The following is a 17,343-nucleotide window of genomic DNA, read 5'->3' on the forward strand; positions in this document are numbered from 1 at the left end:
CATCCATGGACTTTTCCCGCTTTTTCATCGACAGGCCGATTTTTGCCGCGGTGCTGTCGATTCTGATTTTTATCACAGGGTTAATCGCCATCCCGCTGCTGCCGGTGAGCGAATATCCTGACGTCGTGCCGCCAAGCGTGCAGGTGCGCGCGGAGTATCCGGGCGCCAACCCGAAAGTGATTGCCGAGACGGTGGCGACGCCGCTGGAAGAGGCGATCAACGGCGTTGAGAACATGATGTACATGAAGTCCGTCGCGGGCTCCGACGGCGTGCTGGTCACCACCGTCACCTTCCGGCCGGGAACCGACCCGGATCAGGCGCAGGTGCAGGTGCAAAACCGCGTCGCGCAGGCCGAAGCGCGTCTGCCGGAAGACGTCCGGCGCCTGGGCATTACCACCCAGAAACAGTCCCCGACGCTGACGCTGGTGGTGCATCTGTTTTCGCCCAACGGCAAGTACGACTCCCTGTATATGCGTAACTACGCCACGCTGAAGGTGAAGGACGAGCTGGCGCGCCTGCCCGGCGTCGGCCAGATCCAGATTTTCGGCTCGGGTGAATACGCGATGCGCGTCTGGCTGGATCCTAACAAGGTGGCGGCCCGCGGGCTGACCGCGTCGGACGTGGTCACGGCGATGCAGGAGCAGAACGTACAGGTGTCCGCCGGGCAGCTTGGCTCCGAGCCGCTGCCGAAAGAGAGCGATTTCCTGATCTCCATTAACGCCCAGGGCCGTCTGCATACCGAAGAAGAGTTCGGCAATATTGTCCTGAAAACGACGCAGGACGGTACGGTCGTCCGCCTGCGCGACGTGGCGCGTATCGAAATGGGGTCCGGCAGCTATGCGCTGCGTTCCCAGCTGAACAATAAAGACGCGGTCGGGATTGGTATCTTCCAGTCGCCGGGGGCGAACGCCATTGATTTGTCTAACGCGGTGCGCGCGAAAATGGACGAACTGTCCACGCGCTTCCCTGCGGACATGAAGTGGGCGGCACCTTACGATCCGACCGTTTTCGTGCGCGATTCGATCCGTGCGGTGGTGCAAACGCTGCTGGAAGCGGTGGTGCTGGTGGTGCTGGTGGTGATCCTGTTCCTGCAAACCTGGCGCGCGTCGATCATTCCGCTGATCGCGGTGCCGGTTTCGGTGGTGGGTACCTTCAGCATTCTCTACCTGCTCGGCTTCTCGCTGAATACCCTGAGCTTGTTCGGGCTGGTGCTGGCCATCGGCATCGTGGTGGACGATGCCATCGTGGTGGTGGAAAACGTCGAGCGAAACATAGAAGAGGGGCTTGCTCCGCTTGCGGCGGCGCATCAGGCGATGCGCGAAGTGTCCGGGCCGATTATCGCGATTGCGCTGGTACTGTGCGCGGTGTTTGTGCCGATGGCGTTTCTCTCGGGCGTTACCGGTCAGTTTTACAAGCAGTTTGCGGTGACGATCGCGATTTCCACGGTCATCTCCGCCATTAACTCGCTGACGCTCTCTCCGGCGCTGGCGGCACTGCTGTTAAAACCGCACGGCGCGCCGAAAGATTTCCCGACCCGGCTTATCGATCGTCTGTTCGGCTGGATTTTCCGTCCGTTTAACCGCTTTTTCCACCGCAGCTCGAACGGCTATCAAGGGCTGGTGGGCAAAACGCTGGGACGACGCGGCTCGGTATTTGTGGTGTATCTGCTGCTGCTCTGTGCCGCTGGCGTGATGTTTAAAGCGGTGCCCGGCGGGTTTATTCCGACGCAGGATAAGCTGTACCTGATTGGCGGCGTGAAGATGCCGGAAGGTTCGTCGCTGGCGCGCACCGACGCGGTGATCCGCAAAATGAGCGAAATCGGGATGAATACCGAAGGCGTGGACTACGCGGTGGCGTTCCCGGGGCTGAACGCGCTGCAGTTCACCAATACGCCGAATACCGGGACGGTCTTCTTTGGCCTGAAGCCGTTCGACCAGCGCAAACATACTGCGGCGGAAATTAACGCGGAGATCAACGCGAAAATCGCGCAAATTCAGGAAGGCTTTGGCTTCTCCATTCTGCCGCCGCCGATTTTAGGGCTGGGTCAGGGGTCGGGCTATTCTCTGTACATCCAGGACCGCGGCGGTCTGGGGTATGGCGCGCTGCAAAACGCGGTGAACACCATGTCCGGCGCGATTATGCAGACCCCGGGAATGCACTTCCCGATTTCAACCTACCAGGCTAACGTTCCGCAGCTGGACGTGCAGGTCGACCGTGACAAGGCGAAAGCGCAGGGCGTGTCGCTGACCGATCTTTTCGGAACGCTGCAAACCTATCTGGGCTCGTCGTACGTGAATGACTTCAACCAGTTCGGCCGTACCTGGCGCGTGATGGCGCAGGCCGACGGGCAGTTCCGCGACAGCGTTGAAGATATTGCGAATCTGCGCACCCGTAATAGTCAGGGCGAAATGGTGCCGATTGGCAGTATGGTGAAAATCACGACCACCTACGGGCCGGATCCGGTGATCCGCTACAATGGCTACCCGGCGGCGGATCTGATTGGCGATGCCGACCCGCGCGTGCTCTCGTCCTCGCAGGCGATGACGCAGCTGGACGCGATGTCTAAGCAGATCCTGCCAAACGGGATGAACATTGAATGGACGGACCTGAGCTTCCAGCAGGCGACGCAGGGCAACACGGCGCTGATCGTCTTCCCGGTCGCGGTGCTGCTGGCGTTCCTGGTCCTGGCGGCGCTGTATGAAAGCTGGACGCTGCCGCTGGCGGTGATCCTCATCGTGCCGATGACGATGCTCTCCGCGCTGTTTGGCGTCTGGCTGACCGGAGGCGATAACAACGTCTTCGTGCAGGTGGGGCTGGTGGTGCTGATGGGGCTGGCGTGTAAAAACGCGATTCTTATCGTGGAGTTTGCCCGCGAGCTGGAAATTCAGGGCAAAGGCATTATGGAAGCCGCGCTGGAGGCGTGCCGCCTGCGTTTACGTCCGATTGTGATGACCTCCATCGCCTTTATTGCCGGGACTATTCCGCTGATCCTCGGCCACGGCGCGGGCGCAGAAGTGCGCGGCGTCACCGGGATCACGGTCTTCTCCGGGATGCTGGGCGTGACGCTGTTTGGTCTATTCCTGACGCCGGTGTTTTACGTGACGCTGCGTAAATTCGTGACGCGCGGGAAAAAAGAGGAAAGGGACGTTCTGCCCGCATAGGGACGTTGCCGATAATAAAAAACCGCCTTCATTGTGAAGGCGGTTTTTTTACATCTGAATGCAGGCCGGGTTAGCGCAGCGCCACCCGGCAAGATCGTTACGACGTTTTTTGATACTGGGCAATAAGGTCCGGGAGCGGATCCCATCCGCTGCTATCGGCATTTTTAACCGCTTCCAGGGCGCTGGCCACGGTATGGCGGGCCAGTACCGCTAACGAAGCCTCCTCGGCTTCTTCGGATATCGATTTGAAATACCAGCAGGCGTTAGCGCTGACCACGCAGCGGGCCGGCACGTCAGGGCGCGACGCCCACAGCTTTTTATCTTCGATGACCGAAAGGTAGATGTCGCGCAGGGTGATCTCTTCCGGCGGGCGACCAAGATGAATTGAGCCGTTACGGCCAAGCGTTGAGACGATAATGCCGTCACGCGTCAGCGGAACCATCAATTTGCGGATGAAGCTCGGGTTCGCTTCCAGGCCGTAGGCCAGAATCGCACTCGTGGAACGTTCACCCAATTGCTCCGCCATCGCTACGCTGAGAACCATCTGCAAAGCTGTCGGGAAGCGGTAATCTAACATTTTTCTGTCCTGGGTTGCGGTGAATCTTGTTCTTTTTGGCACCGCAGAGGTGAATAAGCAATAAACAACAATATAACAAATACGGTAATTATTTTGAAGCAATCTGCGGCATTTGCGATCGAACTCCCTGTTCTGATTTAGCAAAACGTGCGGTTCGGGAAGTCAACCGTCACCATCAGGCCACCTTCAGCGGAAGTACTCAGGTTTACGCTGCTGTTGTGTTGCTGCGCCACCGCTTTAACGATGGCAAGCCCCAGCCCGCTCCCGCTTTGCACCTGATTGGGGTCGCGGAAAAAACGGTCGAACACGCGCTCGCGCAGTTCAACCGGAATACCGGGCCCTGCATCTGAAACGCGAAGCCGCGCGAAGCCATCTGCTATGCAGACATCGACCTGAATTCGCCCGCGCTCGGGACTGTACTTCACGGCGTTCTCAATGAGGTTATCAATAAGCGATACCAGGCGTTCCCTGACGCCGGGGATCCAGATGTCATCCTCGGCGAAGAATTCCAGCTCAATCCTGCGCGCAGACGCCAGCGGTTCCAGCTCGGCCATTCGCTCCTGAATAAGCGTCGTCAGCGGCACGGGCTCCCTGTCCGTATCAATCCGCGCTTCGCTGTGCATCATCAGCAGCAGCTGGTTGACGAGACGCGCTGCCCGGCTGTTGCTGCGAATCACCCCCGCAAGCAGTTCCTGCTGGCTCTCACTGATGACCCAGGACTGCAGCGCTTCCACGTTGATGCGCATCGCCGCGAGGGGCGTACGCAGCTCGTGCGCGGCATCCGCAATGAAAACCCGTTCCCTTTCCGCGCTTTCACGCACCCTGGCAAGGAAGTCATTGATCGCATCCACCATCTGGCGAAGCTCCCTGTGTCCGGGAACGGCTTTTAAAGGGGAGAGATCGTCAGGCGTGCGTAGCGTAATTTCATTGACCACCTTGTTCCAGGGGCGCATCGCAATGCGGATTGACAGCCACGCGGGAAACAGAAGAAAAGGGAAGCAGACCAGCAGCGGCATGATGTAGTAGCCGCGCGAGTTCAGGTAGATAAAGAAGTTCCAGCCGCCGGCCGGGGTGAAAAGGGTAACCTCCACGTCGGAATGAGCGGATTTAAGGGTTCGGCTGGTCCAGGTACGACCATCGCTCTGAACACGCTGCATTTCCCCAAACCGGGTGTTGGTTACCCCCGTTGGCGCATCAGGCGATGAAAAAATAATCGCGTTATTTTTGCGCACGATGAAGTTGATTGACAGCGCGGGATCTTCGCCGCCGCCATAGCCCTCACGCAGCGCCTTGCTAAAGGCTTCCAGCACCGCGGTACGATCCTGCGGGTGTTCGTCCATCCGCTCGACCAGGGTAAAAAGGGTGTCGTAGGTATGACTGCCCGTAAGGATGGGAGGGCTGCGCAGGTCCTCCCACAGAATGAAGGTTAAAAATAGACACCACAGCAGGGTAAGCAGCAGCAACTGGGCGATAATAATTCGCCGTACCAGCGTTGGGCGTCTCAGGTGGTACCAGACGTTTTGCATTACCCGGACACCTTCTGGACTGAGACGGTATCAATGACATACCCGACGCCCCGCACCGTTCGCACATAGCCGTCGCCGATTTTTCGCCGCAAATTTCCCATATGCACGTCGAGCGCATTGCTGAGGTTCTCTTTGTTGCCGAATATCCGTTCTTCCAGAAACCGTCGCGTAATCACGCGGTCAGCGCGCAGCATCAGCGTTTCCAGCAGCGCATATTCACTCGCCGTCAGGTCTACGTGGCGCGCGCTCACCGTCACGCGGCGCGTCGGAACATGAAGCGATAAGCCTCGAATTTCTATCGCCTCATTCTCGAAACCGTAGCTGCGCCGCGCCAGGGCTCTCACCCGCGCCAGCAGCTCGGCGAGAATAAATGGCTTGACGAGATAGTCGTCCGCACCGGCATCCAGCCCGCACAGCCGATCCTGCAGCGTGCCTCGCGCCGTCAGAATGATGACCGGGATCCCCTTGAGCTGCTGACGCAAACGCGCCATCAGGCTCATGCCGTCGCCGTCGGGCAGCCCCAGGTCGAGCAAAATAAGTTCCGGCACGCAGACGTCCAGCTGATGCAGCGCATCCTCTTTGCGGCGTACCCATATGACGTCAAACCCTTGATCGGAGAGGGCGATACGTACGCCGTTGCCGAGATCCAGGTCGTCTTCGATTAGTAGAATTTTCACACTGGCAACTGTATCAACCGTGAATGAAGAACATCTTAAGAAAAAAACGGTATCAGGAAACCTGCCCGGATTACAGCACCGGCTCGCGCTTCAGTGTTTCTTCATGTTCGGCTCATAAGAACCTTAGGGTCGGTATTCAAAATGGGCGTTCTGGCGGTTAACCGCATGCATCGTCATCATTTGAATCCAGAAGGGCTTCTTTAATGAGAAACATCGAACTGCGTCATACGTTCCCCCATTTACTTCCGGGCCGCAGCCTGAAAAACATCGTGCCGGGCGTCGTTCTGGCGTTACTGGCTACGCCCGTACTGGCGGCAGAACAGAGCCAGGGTAACGTCTTAACCCTGGGGGGCGGCGTGGACGTCTCGTCGCGCTACTCGGGTTCTGATAAAACCCGCGTCAGTGCGGCTCAGGTGGTGGAGTACGCCATGGCAAACGGCTTTTTTATCGGCACCACGAGAGGGATCGGTTACGGCAACAACATCGGCAACCTGGATTACAGCGCCGCGCTGAGCTATCGAGTTGGGCGTAAAGATAAAGACGTGAGCAGCGATTCGATCAGCTCCGGCAGCGACGAGCTGCGAGGAATGGGCGAGATAAAAGGCTCGGCAATCGTTGTGCCAGGGCTTGAGTACAGGGTGACCGACTGGCTTCACCTGCAGCTGCAGGCAGAGGTTCCGGTTTCTGAGAGGGACAACGGTGAAGCGGTGCATTTCGGCATTTCCAGCCCGTTCTATACCTCACCAAAAAATGAGGTGACGCTGGCGCTGACCGGCAGCTGGGGATCCGACAAGTATATGCAGACCTACTACGGGGTCAGCGCCGCTCAGTCGAGCGCATCGGGCTTTGCCCGACATGACGCCGTGGCGGGGATTTATGGCTACTCGATGAATCTTGACTGGACCCACAGGCTCACCTCGCGCTGGAGCGTGCTTGCCTCAGCGGGCGTTACGCAGCTGACGGGGGATGCGGGTGATAGTCCCATTGTGCAACGCAAAACATCGCCCACGGGGAGTTTGAAGGTGACGTACAGTTTTTGATGTTGGCTGCGGTGGCTTAACGTTTTGAGCAGGCACTTGCGGTAATTAAAGCCGCTCCGGTTGAGATGGCGGGGCGGTTCCCTTTGCAGACAATTACAGCACTGCACACGAGGTTGACGGATTTATCTAAAGCTCCATTGTGCCGTAATGACAAACACGGAAGGTATGATAATACCCACATCCATTCCAAAATAAGATGTAAAATTATACTGGAACCCATGATATATATAGGGCGAAAATCCTATCCCCGTTGCTTTTTTAAAATCATGGTATGAACCATGGTCACCACAATCATCGAAAGTATCAAAGAAAAATTCACCTACATATCCATAGATTCCTTTAAAAACCCAACCGTTATCCCATCCAGCCCAGTCTCTTCTTACGCCGGCAGCGAGGCATCTGTCATTAAAGCTGTTTTTCATTGTCCCTAGCACAAGACTGTATTTCGACGTATCCGAGAATTTCCTCTCCACGGATATGAACTTATTTTCAAAGTTTTCCGTGTATTGTCCTCGATTATGGGTCAGATGATAAACGTATGAGCCGGTGTTTATTGAATACAGATTTATTTCATCTGCAGAGCAATGCAACGTAAAAAGATAAAAACTTCCGCACCACAGCCATGTGGGGCATCTTTTCCGATCTGTCTGCTTATGTGGAATATTATCCATATTCGCTCACTTTGGCTAACGTACTGAAATTATAAGGACTGTTTTCGGTCTTCAGTTGGATAAATTTTAGCATACATACCAAAACTCGAGATATTCACGTCGCGGATGGGGGCTGAAATTACGATAGAACATGTTCTGCGAACCCTTACCCCACGCGCTTACAGGAGTGAAAATCAGCCTTTTGCCGCCGCTAAAATCATAGACTCTGAGGTATAATCGCTGTTCAGAAAACGGCAAAGAGGAGGTGACAAGATGCTGACTTATATCACTATAGGTACAAAGGATCTTCAGCGCGCCGCGGCGTTTTATGACGCGATTTTTAACGTGCTTGGCTATTCACGTTTGCCTGCCTGGACCAAGGACTGGGCAATGTGGGGAGATGAAAATAATCCAGATGAAGGGTTTAGCTTCTGCATTTGTCCTCCGTTTGACCGGCAACCCGCAACGGCGGGAAACGGGACAATGTTCGCATTCCGTGCAGCTAACGCGGAGCTTGTCAGACGTTTCCATGCAGCAGGCCTTCTTGCGGGAGGGAAGAGTGAAGGCATGCCAGGGACACGAACCGCGTACGGCCCTGATTTTTATGTTGCCTATCTGCGCGATCCTGACGGTCATAAGCTGGCATGCGTTTGTCAGCATTATTCTCCTGAAGCAGATACGTTCCCAGACGAAGAATAGTCACAAGCGGTCGTTTTTGAACTATGTTTAACATCAGTCAGAATAATAAAGAGTTGAACTGTTATTAGATTCTGAACAGTGGCGCCTTAATCCGGAGCATTCGAAAGCCAGAACCTCACTGAGAAGTGTGCCAGCATGACGTGGCTAATATCCTTATCCGGAGAACAACGTGTTCGGAAAACAATTGCTAAACATCATGCCAGGTTTACAAACTTTGTTAGCCTACGATAAAAGCTGGCTAAAACATGATATTAAAGCCGGGTTATCCGTTGCGGCTGTCGCGCTACCCGTGGCTATTGCTTATGCTGAATTGGCGGGTGTTGGGGCAATAGTGGGGCTCTATTCCTGCGTTTTACCGATGATAGCGTATGCACTCTTTGGTTCTTCGCGTCAGCTTATTGTGGGCCCTGATGCCACGACCTGCGCGGTGATTGCGGCCGTCGTGTTTCCGCTTTCTGCAGGTAATCCCGAACTGCACTGGCAGCTGACCATTATCATGACGTTGATGATGGGCGGGTGGTGTCTGCTTGCCAGTAAATTTCGTCTGGGCGCACTTGCCGATTTACTTTCTCATCCCATCCTTACGGGTTTGCTTAATGGCGTTGCCGTAACGATTATTGTCGGGCAATTAGGCAAGGTGTTGGGGATAAAACTCGACGAAGCGCAGGTTATTGAGAAAATAATGGCCTTGCCAGGCCGTCTTTCAGAAAGCCATTTATTAACCGTTGGCATATCACTTTTAACGTTAATTATTTTAATGGCGATCAAAACGTATCGCAGCCACTGGCCGGCACCGTTGATTGCCATTGTGATGACAACGCTACTGGTATGGGCGACATCTGCGCAACAGTACGGTATTGCCACTATTGGGGGTGAAGGCTTCCAGCCTGGTTTACCCGTCGTTAACTGGGGCGCGTTCCAGCCCGGTCCGATGCGTGATTTAGTGATCCCGGCACTGAACCTGGCGTTGGTCAGTTTTGTCAGCCTGATGCTGACCGCCCGCAGTTTCGCCGCGAAAAATGGCTATGAAATTAATGCTGATGCAGAGTTCAGAGCGCTGGGTATTGCGAACATTATGTCTGGGTTATCTCAGGGGTTTGCTATCAGTGGAGCCGATTCCCGGACAGCGGTTAATGATTCAGTGGGTGGGAAAAGCCAGCTGGTTTCCATCGTCGCAGCCTTACTCATCGGTATCGTGGTGGTGTTTTTCACTCAGCCATTACAATTTATTCCGGTATCTGCATTAGGTATTGTTCTGATGTACGCATCCTGGTCATTAATTGATCTGCGCGGGTTATGGAATCTGAGGCGAAGAAATAAACAGGCATTTCGCCTGGCCTTTTTCACGTTTGGCTGTGTGTTAATTATCGGCGTTATCCAGGGGATCGGCCTTGCGGTGTTGCTTGGCCTGTTACAGTTCCTGCGTACGGTGTTTCGTCCCTCTGAGCACTTACTGGGAACCGACGAAGATGGAATGATTCACTCATTAGGGAATACAACCGATATTAAAATGGTCCCGGGCGTGCTGATGTATCGATTTAACTCCGCGTTGACCTATTTTAACGTGGCTTATTTTAAACGTCGGGTATTGAACCTGGTTGATGGTGCAGCAGTACAGCCTAAATGGGTGGTCATTGATGCCGTTGCATGCTTCACCTATTCAGATATCAGCGTTCTGGCAACCATAAATGAGTTAAAGCGCGATCTGAAAGGTCGAGAGATTATGTTAATCCTTGCGGGCAGAAAAACGGAATTAACGCGCTGGTTTAAAGATAGCCGGCCAACGATGAATGATGATGACATGATTCTGGCGCCAGACCTCTATCTGGCACTTCGGTTCATTCAAAGCAAAGAGAGTGCGAGTGAATCAGGTGGCGAGGTATAAGCTAAAGGCTTGCCCGCCATCCGCGAGCAAGCCACACCCTTAGCGATACAGCGTTTTTTCCGCAACCGGAATAAGCAGCCCGGATCGCCAGTCCGCGAGCGTCAGCTGCGCAAGCCTGCCGAGCGCGGCATAAAACGGATGCCCGGCGTTGTCGACAAACACAGACAGGAAGCGGGTGCTCCACGGCAGCAGGTGCCACGCCAGAAGCTGATTGCACTGCGGCTCGCGGCCATTCTCGGCCAGCCACGCCGCCAGCAGCAGCAACGTACCGAAATGATCTTCCGGCTCATTCTGCTGCATCTCAAACGCAATATTGTTCTCCCGCATCCACTGGCGCAGCGCGAGGGTCGAGTCGCCAAACAATACGGATTCACGGTCCAGCCAGACGGAACCCCACGGCGGAGCGGGCAGGGCATACGGACCAATAAACAGCCGTTGCCAGGCGTCCGCCAGCGGTTCATCGGAAGATGAGGCAAACGTATCGGCAACCGGCTGCAGCGTTTCCGAAGGCAGGGGCCAGTGCTGAACCCATTCGCCAGCGGTGAGCGCTTTCACCAGCGGCGCGGCCTGCTCGCTGTCGGGAGCGAAATAAAACAGCGCGCCCAGCACCCGGGCGCTGAACGCGAACGATTCACGATGTGAGACGTCTTTCATTAAACTTTCCTTGCTCGCGCGGATGACGCCCGCGCGACTGTGTTAACCGATAATACTGACCACAGAATAAACCAGGGTCTCGCGTTTCGCCCTCTACACCTTCTCAATCTGCACCAGATTGGTGTGCTGCGGGTTGCCTTTTGCCAGCGGAGAAGGTCGATGGGTCGTCAGCGTGTTGATGCATGAGCCGTGATCGATACGATCGCCATTCATATTGGCATCATGCCACGCTCCCTGGCCCATGGCGCTCACGCCGGGCATGATGCGTGGCGTGACCTTCGCTTCAATTCGCACCTCGCCGCGATCGTTAAATACGCGCACCGTATCGCCGTTCTTGATGCCGCGTTTTGCTGCATCGACAGGATTAAGCCACACCTCCTGACGACAGGCCGCTTTCAGCACGTCGACGTTACCGTAGCTCGAGTGGGTACGGGCCTTGAAGTGGAAGCCGAACAGCTGCAGCGGGAACTGCGCGCGCTCGGGCGCATCCCAGCCGTCAAAGGTCGACGCGTAGACGGGCAGAGGGCTGATGGTCTCATCTTTTGCCAGCTCCCAGGTAGCCGCAATCTCCGCCAGCTTGCTGGAGTAAATCTCAATCTTGCCCGATGGCGTTTTCAGCGGATGGGCTTCCGGGTTCTCGCGGAAATTTTTATAGGCCACAAAGTGTCCGTTCGGATCTTTACGCTTATAAATGCCCATTTTTTTCAGCTCGTCATAGGACGGAAGCTTAGGGTCTTTCTTGAGCATTGTGGCATACAGGAACTGCAGCCACTGTTCCTGCGTGCGTCCTTCGGTGAATTTCTGATGGATATCCGGCCCGAGGCGTTTCGCCACTTCGCTCATGATCCAGTAGATCGGCTTACGCTCGAACTTCGGCGCGGTCACGGGCTGGAGGAAAATCAGGTAGCCCATGTTCCCGGAGTAATCGTTAGGAATAATGTCTTCCTGCTCGACGGTCATCAGGTCCGGCAACACGATATCGGCGTACTTCGCTGACGAGGTCATGAAGTTGTCGATGACGACAATCATTTCGCACTTGCTTTCGTCCTGCAGGATATCGTGGGTTTTATTGATATCGGAGTGCTGGTTGATGATGGTGTTGCCCGCATAGTTCCAGATGAACTTAATCGGCACGTCCAGCTTATCCTTACCACGCACGCCGTCGCGCATGGCGGTCATCTCCGGTCCGCGGGCGATGGCGTCCGTCCAGCTGAAGCAGGAGATTTGCGTTTTGACCGGGTTATCCGGTATCGGCATACGCTCGATGGTAATGGTGTAGGTCGACTCGCGCGCGCCGCTGTTACCGCCGTTGATGCCGACGTTTCCGGTGAGGATCGGCAGCATGGCGATGGCGCGCGACGTCAGCTCGCCGTTCGCCTGGCGCTGTGGTCCCCAGCCCTGGCAGATATAGGCCGGTTTCGCGGAGCCGATTTCACGAGCAAGTTTGATGATGCGATCCGCAGGAATGCCGGTGATGCGTGAGGCCCACTCCGGCGTTTTCGCCGTGTTGTCATCGCCCTGGCCGAGAATGTATGCTTTGTAGTGGCCGTTAGCGGGCGCGCCTTCCGGCAGCGTTTTTTCGTCATAGCCCACGCAGTATTTATCCACAAACGGCTGGTCGACCAGGTTTTCGTCGATCAATACCCACGCGATTCCCGCCACCAGCGCGGCATCGGTACCCGGACGGATCGGGATCCATTCATCTTCGCGTCCGGCTGCCGTATCGGTATAGCGCGGGTCGATAACGATCATGCGCGCATTGGATCGCTCGCGGGCCTGCTCCAGATAATAGGTGATCCCACCGCCGCTCATGCGGGTTTCCGCCGGGTTATTGCCGAACATCACCACCAGTTTGCTGTTTTCAATATCCGAGGTGCTGTTGCCATCGTTGCTGCCGTAGGTGTAGGGCATCGCGCAGGCGATTTGCGCCGTGCTGTAGGTGCCGTAGTGGCTCAGGAAACCGCCGTAGCAGTTCATCAGGCGCGCCACCAGCGAAGCGTAAGGGGAGGAGCGGGTGATATTACCGCCGACGATGCCGGAAGAGTAGTTGATGTAAACCGCTTCGTTGCCGTATTTGCTGACCACGTTTTTAAGGCTGGCGGTGATGGCGTCCAGCGCTTCATCCCATGTGATGCGCTCGAACTTGCCTTCACCGCGTTTGCCCACGCGTTTCATCGGGTAGTTGAGACGGTCAGGATGATTGATTCGACGGCGAATTGAACGTCCGCGCAGGCAGGCGCGCACCTGATGGTTACCGTAAATATCCTCGCCGGTGTTATCCGTTTCGACCCAGTACACTTCGTCGTCACGGACGTGCAGACGCAGCGCGCAGCGGCTGCCGCAGTTGACCGAGCAGGCGCCCCACACCACTTTATCTTCAGCAGGCTGGACGGCGTTCTTCACCGCCGCGGCGGCGCTTTTTAAGCCGAAAGGAAGCGAGATCCCGCCGGCGGCCAGCGCCAGAGAACCTATTGCCGTGGATTTCATGAGAGTTCGACGGCTAATTCCGCCGTGATGTTCAGTATCGGACATGGCTCACCCCATCATTATAATTACGTATTATTTTTCCCGAAATGATAACCGGGCTAATGATGGGGTGAGTGTTACTGATTTGGGGGTATTAAATCTTAATCCTCATCAAATCAAAGGGGATTGAGGGTAAATTACTGCGCTTCAGCAGCCCCGTTGCCTGTGCGGGTGTACAAAATTTTAAAGGTGTCGTTGGCGCAGTGGCCTACCACCTGCGTGCCCGCCTGGTCAGCCTGATCGTTCGGCACAATGCTCAGCGTAAAACCTGATTCAGGCACGCCGTTGTTGATAATTTTCTGCTGAATGTCGCTTTTCACGCGCTCGCAGGAATCCGGTGCCGCCAGCGCGGCCGTTGAGGCACTCATTAACAGCAGGGCGGTAATCCAGGGTAACCGTTTCATCTCTAGCTCCTTTTCTCTGTGTAGAGATTAATTTTAGCAGGCTTCGTGTAAACAACTGTATTTGCTAATATGATTGGGAATAATCTCCCTGTACGGTAATAAATGTGAAGAAATACGCAGCGATAACGCTACTGGCAGCAACACTGGTGGGGTGCGACAACAGCTCCGCGCCGCTGTCGTTTACGCCCGAGATGGCGAGTTTCTCGAACGAATTTGATTTTGATCCCCTGCGCGGCCCGGTGAAAGACTTCACCCAGACGCTGCTCAACGAGAAGGGCGAAGTGTCCAAACGGGTGACCGGCACCGTGTCGGCGGAAGGGTGTTTCGATACCCTGGAACTGCACGACCTGGAGGCCAATACCGGCGTGGCGCTGGTGCTGGATGCCAATTACTACCTTGATGCGGAAACCCAGCAGCGAAAAGTGAAGCTGCAGGGGAAATGCCAGCTGGCCGAACTGCCGTCAGCCGGGATAACGTGGGATACCGACGACAACGGTTTTGTGGTGGCGGCGCACGGCAAAGAGATGGAAGTGAAGTATCGTTACGATGCGGATGGCTACCCGCTGGGCAAAACCACCGTCTCGGGGGATCAGCACCTGTCCGTCCAGTCGACGCCGTCTAAAGACGTTCGCAAAAGAATGGATTACTCGGCAGTGAGCATGTTGAATAATAAGCCGCTGGGCAACGTGAAGCAGAGCTGCGATTACGATCGACACAATAATCCGGTGAGCTGCGACCTGACGATCACGGACGATAGCGTCAAACCTGCCGTTGAGCACAAATACACCATCAAAAACACGATTGAATACTACTGAGAATAAAACCGCGCAGGTTACTGCGCGGTCGGTTTCAGCAGGCTGGCGCCTGACGGCTTGTGCCCGGCAAGATGCTGATGCTGGAAGATGCACATGCGAATGGTATTGCGGTATTCGCCGTTGATAAAGAACTCGTGAATCAGCTCGCCTTCCACCATAAAGCCCAGCTTGCGGTAGATATGGATCGCTTTCTCGTTCTCTTTATCCACAATCAGGTAAAGCTTGTAGAGATTCAGAACGTTGAATCCGTAATCCATTGCCAGCTTCGCTGCCCGTGAGGCAAGGCCTTTTCCCTGATGCTCAGGGGAAATAATGATCTGAAACTCCGCCCGACGGTGAACATGGTTGATTTCAACCAGCTCCACAAGACCGGCTTTTTCGCCTTCACACTCCACCACAAAACGACGTTCACTCTGATCGTGAATGTGCTTATCGTAGAGATCGGACAGCTCAACAAAAGCCTCGTACGGCTCTTCGAACCAGTAGCGCATCACGCTGGCGTTATTGTCGAGCTGGTGGACGAAGCGCAGGTCTTCACGCTCCAGCGGACGAAGCTTAACGTCGCAGGGCGCCGACATTACGGGGCTACCGTGCGGCCAGTGCGGCGATCCAGGCAGCGCAGGGTGTTTGGCTCCCAGTAGGCGTTGACGTTTGCACTTTGCTGACACTTATCGCGCGCGTCAAAAGCGACATCTTCTTTATCCCACTCTTTCTCAGCACGTTTGTTGACCTTGTGGCGAAGGCTGCGGGTGTCATTCCATTGTTCTTTGTCCATGGCGGCGTTCTGGCGGCTTTGCGCGCTGTCACCAGACTCGATAATGAGCTTGCTGGTTTCCGCTGTCGCAGAGGCGGCAAAGGCGAACGACAGCGCCAGCAGGGCTGTCAGACAAAGGCGTTTGCTTAATGTGGTCATAGCGTTTCCTTTTAAACGGGTGCAGATAATCAAGTTACCCCGAACAGATTCTACACCAAAGCGAAAAGACGTCATACCCGCGGTGCAAGTATGGAAAAGTAAAGGATATCATCAGGTATGATGTCTAAATAAATCCTCACCTGACGTGAAATATGCTCAAAACGACGCTGCTTTTTTTTGCCACCGCGCTATGCGAAATCATCGGCTGCTTCCTGCCCTGGCTCTGGCTGAAGAAGGGGGGAACCGTGTTGCTCCTCATCCCGGCAAGCGTCGCGCTGGCCCTGTTTGTCTGGCTGTTAATGCTGCATCCTGCCGCCAGCGGCCGCGTCTACGCCGCTTACGGCGGCGTCTATGTCTGTACCGCGCTGCTGTGGTTACGCGTGGTGGACGGCGTCAGGCTCAGCGCGTACGACTGGGCCGGCGCGCTGGTTGCCCTGTGCGGCATGCTGATTATTGTGGCGGGATGGGGGCGGGCCTGAGCCCCCGGTTTTGTGATCGTTAGCGGATTTTATGATCATTATACTTGTATGGTAGTCTGGTTGGTGGGTAAGTTTCCAGCATCACAACGAATGATGTAAGGAAAGGAAATATGAAGATTGTCGCGGCTGACGTGTTTGTTACCTGCCCGGGGCGGAACTTTGTCACCCTTAAAATCACCACCGATGAGGGGATTGTCGGCCTCGGTGACGCTACGCTGAACGGGCGTGAACTCTCCGTGGCTTCCTACCTGAAAGACCATCTCTGCCCGCAGCTGATTGGCCGCGATGCGCACCGTATCGAAGACATCTGGCAGTTTTTCTATAAGGGCGCCTACTGGCGTCGCGGCCCGGTCACTATGTCGGCCATCTCCGCCGTGGACATGGCGCTGTGGGACATCAAAGCCAAAGCGGCCAACATGCCGCTCTACCAGCTGCTGGGCGGCGCATCCCGCGAAGGGGTGATGGTCTATTGCCACACGACCGGCCACACGATTGACGACGTGCTGGAAGACTACGCCCGCCATAAAGAGATGGGCTTTAAGGCGATCCGCGTGCAGTGCGGGGTGCCGGGTATGAAAACCACCTACGGCATGGCCAAAGGGAAGGGGCTTGCCTACGAGCCTGCGACCAAAGGCGACTGGCCGGAAGAGCAGCTCTGGTCCACCGAAAAATACCTCGATTTCACACCGAAGCTGTTCGACGCGGTGCGCAGTAAATTCGGCTTCAATGAACATCTTCTGCATGACATGCACCACCGCCTGACGCCAATCGAAGCGGCGCGATTCGGCAAGAGCATCGAGGAATTCCGCATGTTCTGGATGGAAGATCCAACGCCTGCGGAAAACCAGGCCTGCTTCCGCCTGATCCGCCAGCACACCGTCACGCCAATTGCGGTGGGGGAAGTGTTTAACAGCATCTGGGACTGCAAGCAGCTCATCGAAGAGCAGCTCATCGACTATATCCGCACCACCATTACCCACGCGGGCGGGATCACCGGGATGCGTCGCATCGCGGACTTCGCCTCGCTCTACCAGGTGCGCACCGGCTCGCACGGCCCGTCGGATCTCTCGCCGGTATGCCACGCCGCCGCGCTGCATTTCGACCTGTGGGTGCCGAACTTTGGCGTCCAGGAATATATGGGCTATTCCGAACAGATGCTGGAAGTCTTCCCGCACAGCTGGCGTTTTGATAACGGCTATATGCATCCGGGCGACAGGCCGGGGCTGGGCATCGAGTTTGATGAAAAGCTGGCGGCGAAATACCCGTACGATCCGGCCTATCTGCCGGTGGCCCGTCTTGAGGACGGCACGCTGTGGAACTGGTAAACGAGGAGCGAA

16 protein-coding genes are annotated in these 17,343 nt (G+C 55.7%); 7 read left to right on the forward strand and 9 right to left on the reverse strand.

Features of this window, described 5'->3' with window-relative positions:
* Positions 1 to 5: 5 nt before the first annotated feature.
* Positions 6 to 3,161, forward strand: coding sequence for a multidrug efflux RND transporter permease subunit OqxB (gene oqxB, locus ACWKXN_RS04365; protein WP_454543360.1), 3,156 nt, complete (start codon positions 6 to 8; stop codon positions 3,159 to 3,161).
* Between the two features lie 97 nt (positions 3,162 to 3,258).
* Here oqxB and ACWKXN_RS04370 read toward each other — a convergent pair whose 3' ends face one another.
* From ACWKXN_RS04370 to ACWKXN_RS04380, 3 genes are all read right to left on the reverse strand, one after another.
* Positions 3,259 to 3,738, reverse strand: a complete 480-nt coding sequence (locus tag ACWKXN_RS04370; protein ID WP_029739386.1) for an RrF2 family transcriptional regulator — start codon at positions 3,736 to 3,738, stop codon at positions 3,259 to 3,261.
* Between the two features lie 137 nt (positions 3,739 to 3,875).
* Positions 3,876 to 5,264, reverse strand: coding sequence for a sensor histidine kinase (locus ACWKXN_RS04375; RefSeq protein WP_412730745.1), 1,389 nt, complete (start codon positions 5,262 to 5,264; stop codon positions 3,876 to 3,878).
* Positions 5,264 to 5,941 (reverse strand): response regulator, encoded by a 678-nt coding sequence (locus ACWKXN_RS04380; RefSeq protein WP_048976204.1) that lies wholly within the window; start codon positions 5,939 to 5,941, stop codon positions 5,264 to 5,266. The genes ACWKXN_RS04375 and ACWKXN_RS04380 overlap by 1 nt, the downstream gene beginning before the upstream one ends.
* Positions 5,942 to 6,144: 203 nt before the next feature.
* On the opposite strand from ACWKXN_RS04380, the gene ACWKXN_RS04385 reads away from it, so the two are divergent.
* Entirely contained in the window at positions 6,145 to 6,981 is an 837-nt protein-coding gene (locus ACWKXN_RS04385; RefSeq protein WP_454543361.1) for a MipA/OmpV family protein, read from the forward strand.
* A 122-nt stretch (positions 6,982 to 7,103) separates the two neighbouring features.
* On the opposite strand, the gene ACWKXN_RS04390 is transcribed toward ACWKXN_RS04385, so the two are convergent.
* Complete coding sequence (locus ACWKXN_RS04390; RefSeq protein WP_320735385.1) at positions 7,104 to 7,652, reverse strand: hypothetical protein; 549 nt, start codon at positions 7,650 to 7,652, stop codon at positions 7,104 to 7,106.
* Between the two features lie 252 nt (positions 7,653 to 7,904).
* Between ACWKXN_RS04390 and ACWKXN_RS04395 the strand changes: the two genes are divergently transcribed.
* Entirely contained in the window at positions 7,905 to 8,330 is a 426-nt protein-coding gene (locus tag ACWKXN_RS04395; RefSeq protein ID WP_454543362.1) for a VOC family protein, read from the forward strand.
* A gap of 169 nt (positions 8,331 to 8,499) precedes the next feature.
* Complete coding sequence (locus tag ACWKXN_RS04400; protein ID WP_454543363.1) at positions 8,500 to 10,215, forward strand: SulP family inorganic anion transporter; 1,716 nt, start codon at positions 8,500 to 8,502, stop codon at positions 10,213 to 10,215.
* Between the two features lie 39 nt (positions 10,216 to 10,254).
* On the opposite strand, the gene dmsD is transcribed toward ACWKXN_RS04400, so the two are convergent.
* The 3 genes from dmsD to ACWKXN_RS04415 all read right to left on the reverse strand — a co-directional run bounded on the left by dmsD (position 10,255) and on the right by ACWKXN_RS04415 (position 13,799).
* Positions 10,255 to 10,869, reverse strand: coding sequence for a Tat proofreading chaperone DmsD (dmsD, locus tag ACWKXN_RS04405; protein WP_454543364.1), 615 nt, complete (start codon positions 10,867 to 10,869; stop codon positions 10,255 to 10,257).
* A gap of 93 nt (positions 10,870 to 10,962) precedes the next feature.
* Positions 10,963 to 13,401, reverse strand: coding sequence for a selenate/tellurate reductase subunit YnfE (gene ynfE, locus ACWKXN_RS04410; RefSeq protein ID WP_454543365.1), 2,439 nt, complete (start codon positions 13,399 to 13,401; stop codon positions 10,963 to 10,965).
* Positions 13,402 to 13,532: 131 nt separating this feature from the next.
* Positions 13,533 to 13,799 carry a DUF1161 domain-containing protein gene (locus ACWKXN_RS04415; protein ID WP_029739394.1) on the reverse strand — a complete coding sequence of 89 codons (267 nt, stop codon included), beginning with the start codon at positions 13,797 to 13,799 and terminating at the stop codon, positions 13,533 to 13,535.
* 104 nt (positions 13,800 to 13,903) lie between these two features.
* Here ACWKXN_RS04415 and ACWKXN_RS04420 point away from each other — a divergent pair, with 104 nt between their 5' ends.
* The gene (locus ACWKXN_RS04420; RefSeq protein WP_454543366.1) at positions 13,904 to 14,614 is read left to right on the forward strand and encodes a YnfC family lipoprotein; all 711 of its coding nucleotides are present in this window, start codon (positions 13,904 to 13,906) and stop codon (positions 14,612 to 14,614) included.
* A gap of 17 nt (positions 14,615 to 14,631) precedes the next feature.
* Here ACWKXN_RS04420 and speG read toward each other — a convergent pair whose 3' ends face one another.
* Complete coding sequence (gene speG / locus ACWKXN_RS04425; RefSeq protein ID WP_023311549.1) at positions 14,632 to 15,192, reverse strand: spermidine N1-acetyltransferase; 561 nt, start codon at positions 15,190 to 15,192, stop codon at positions 14,632 to 14,634.
* The gene (locus ACWKXN_RS04430) at positions 15,192 to 15,527 is read right to left on the reverse strand and encodes a DUF1283 family protein (RefSeq protein WP_048976917.1); all 336 of its coding nucleotides are present in this window, start codon (positions 15,525 to 15,527) and stop codon (positions 15,192 to 15,194) included. The genes speG and ACWKXN_RS04430 overlap by 1 nt, the downstream gene beginning before the upstream one ends.
* A 152-nt stretch (positions 15,528 to 15,679) precedes the next feature.
* Between ACWKXN_RS04430 and ACWKXN_RS04435 the strand changes: the two genes are divergently transcribed.
* Positions 15,680 to 16,006, forward strand: a complete 327-nt coding sequence (locus tag ACWKXN_RS04435) for a YnfA family protein (protein ID WP_454543367.1) — start codon at positions 15,680 to 15,682, stop codon at positions 16,004 to 16,006.
* A gap of 110 nt (positions 16,007 to 16,116) precedes the next feature.
* A complete protein-coding gene (gene manD, locus ACWKXN_RS04440) occupies positions 16,117 to 17,331 on the forward strand; it encodes a D-mannonate dehydratase ManD (protein WP_032657497.1) in 1,215 nt (404 codons plus the stop codon).
* Positions 17,332 to 17,343: the final 12 nt, after the last annotated feature.

This window comes from Enterobacter sp. UPMP2060 (genome assembly GCF_053709655.1).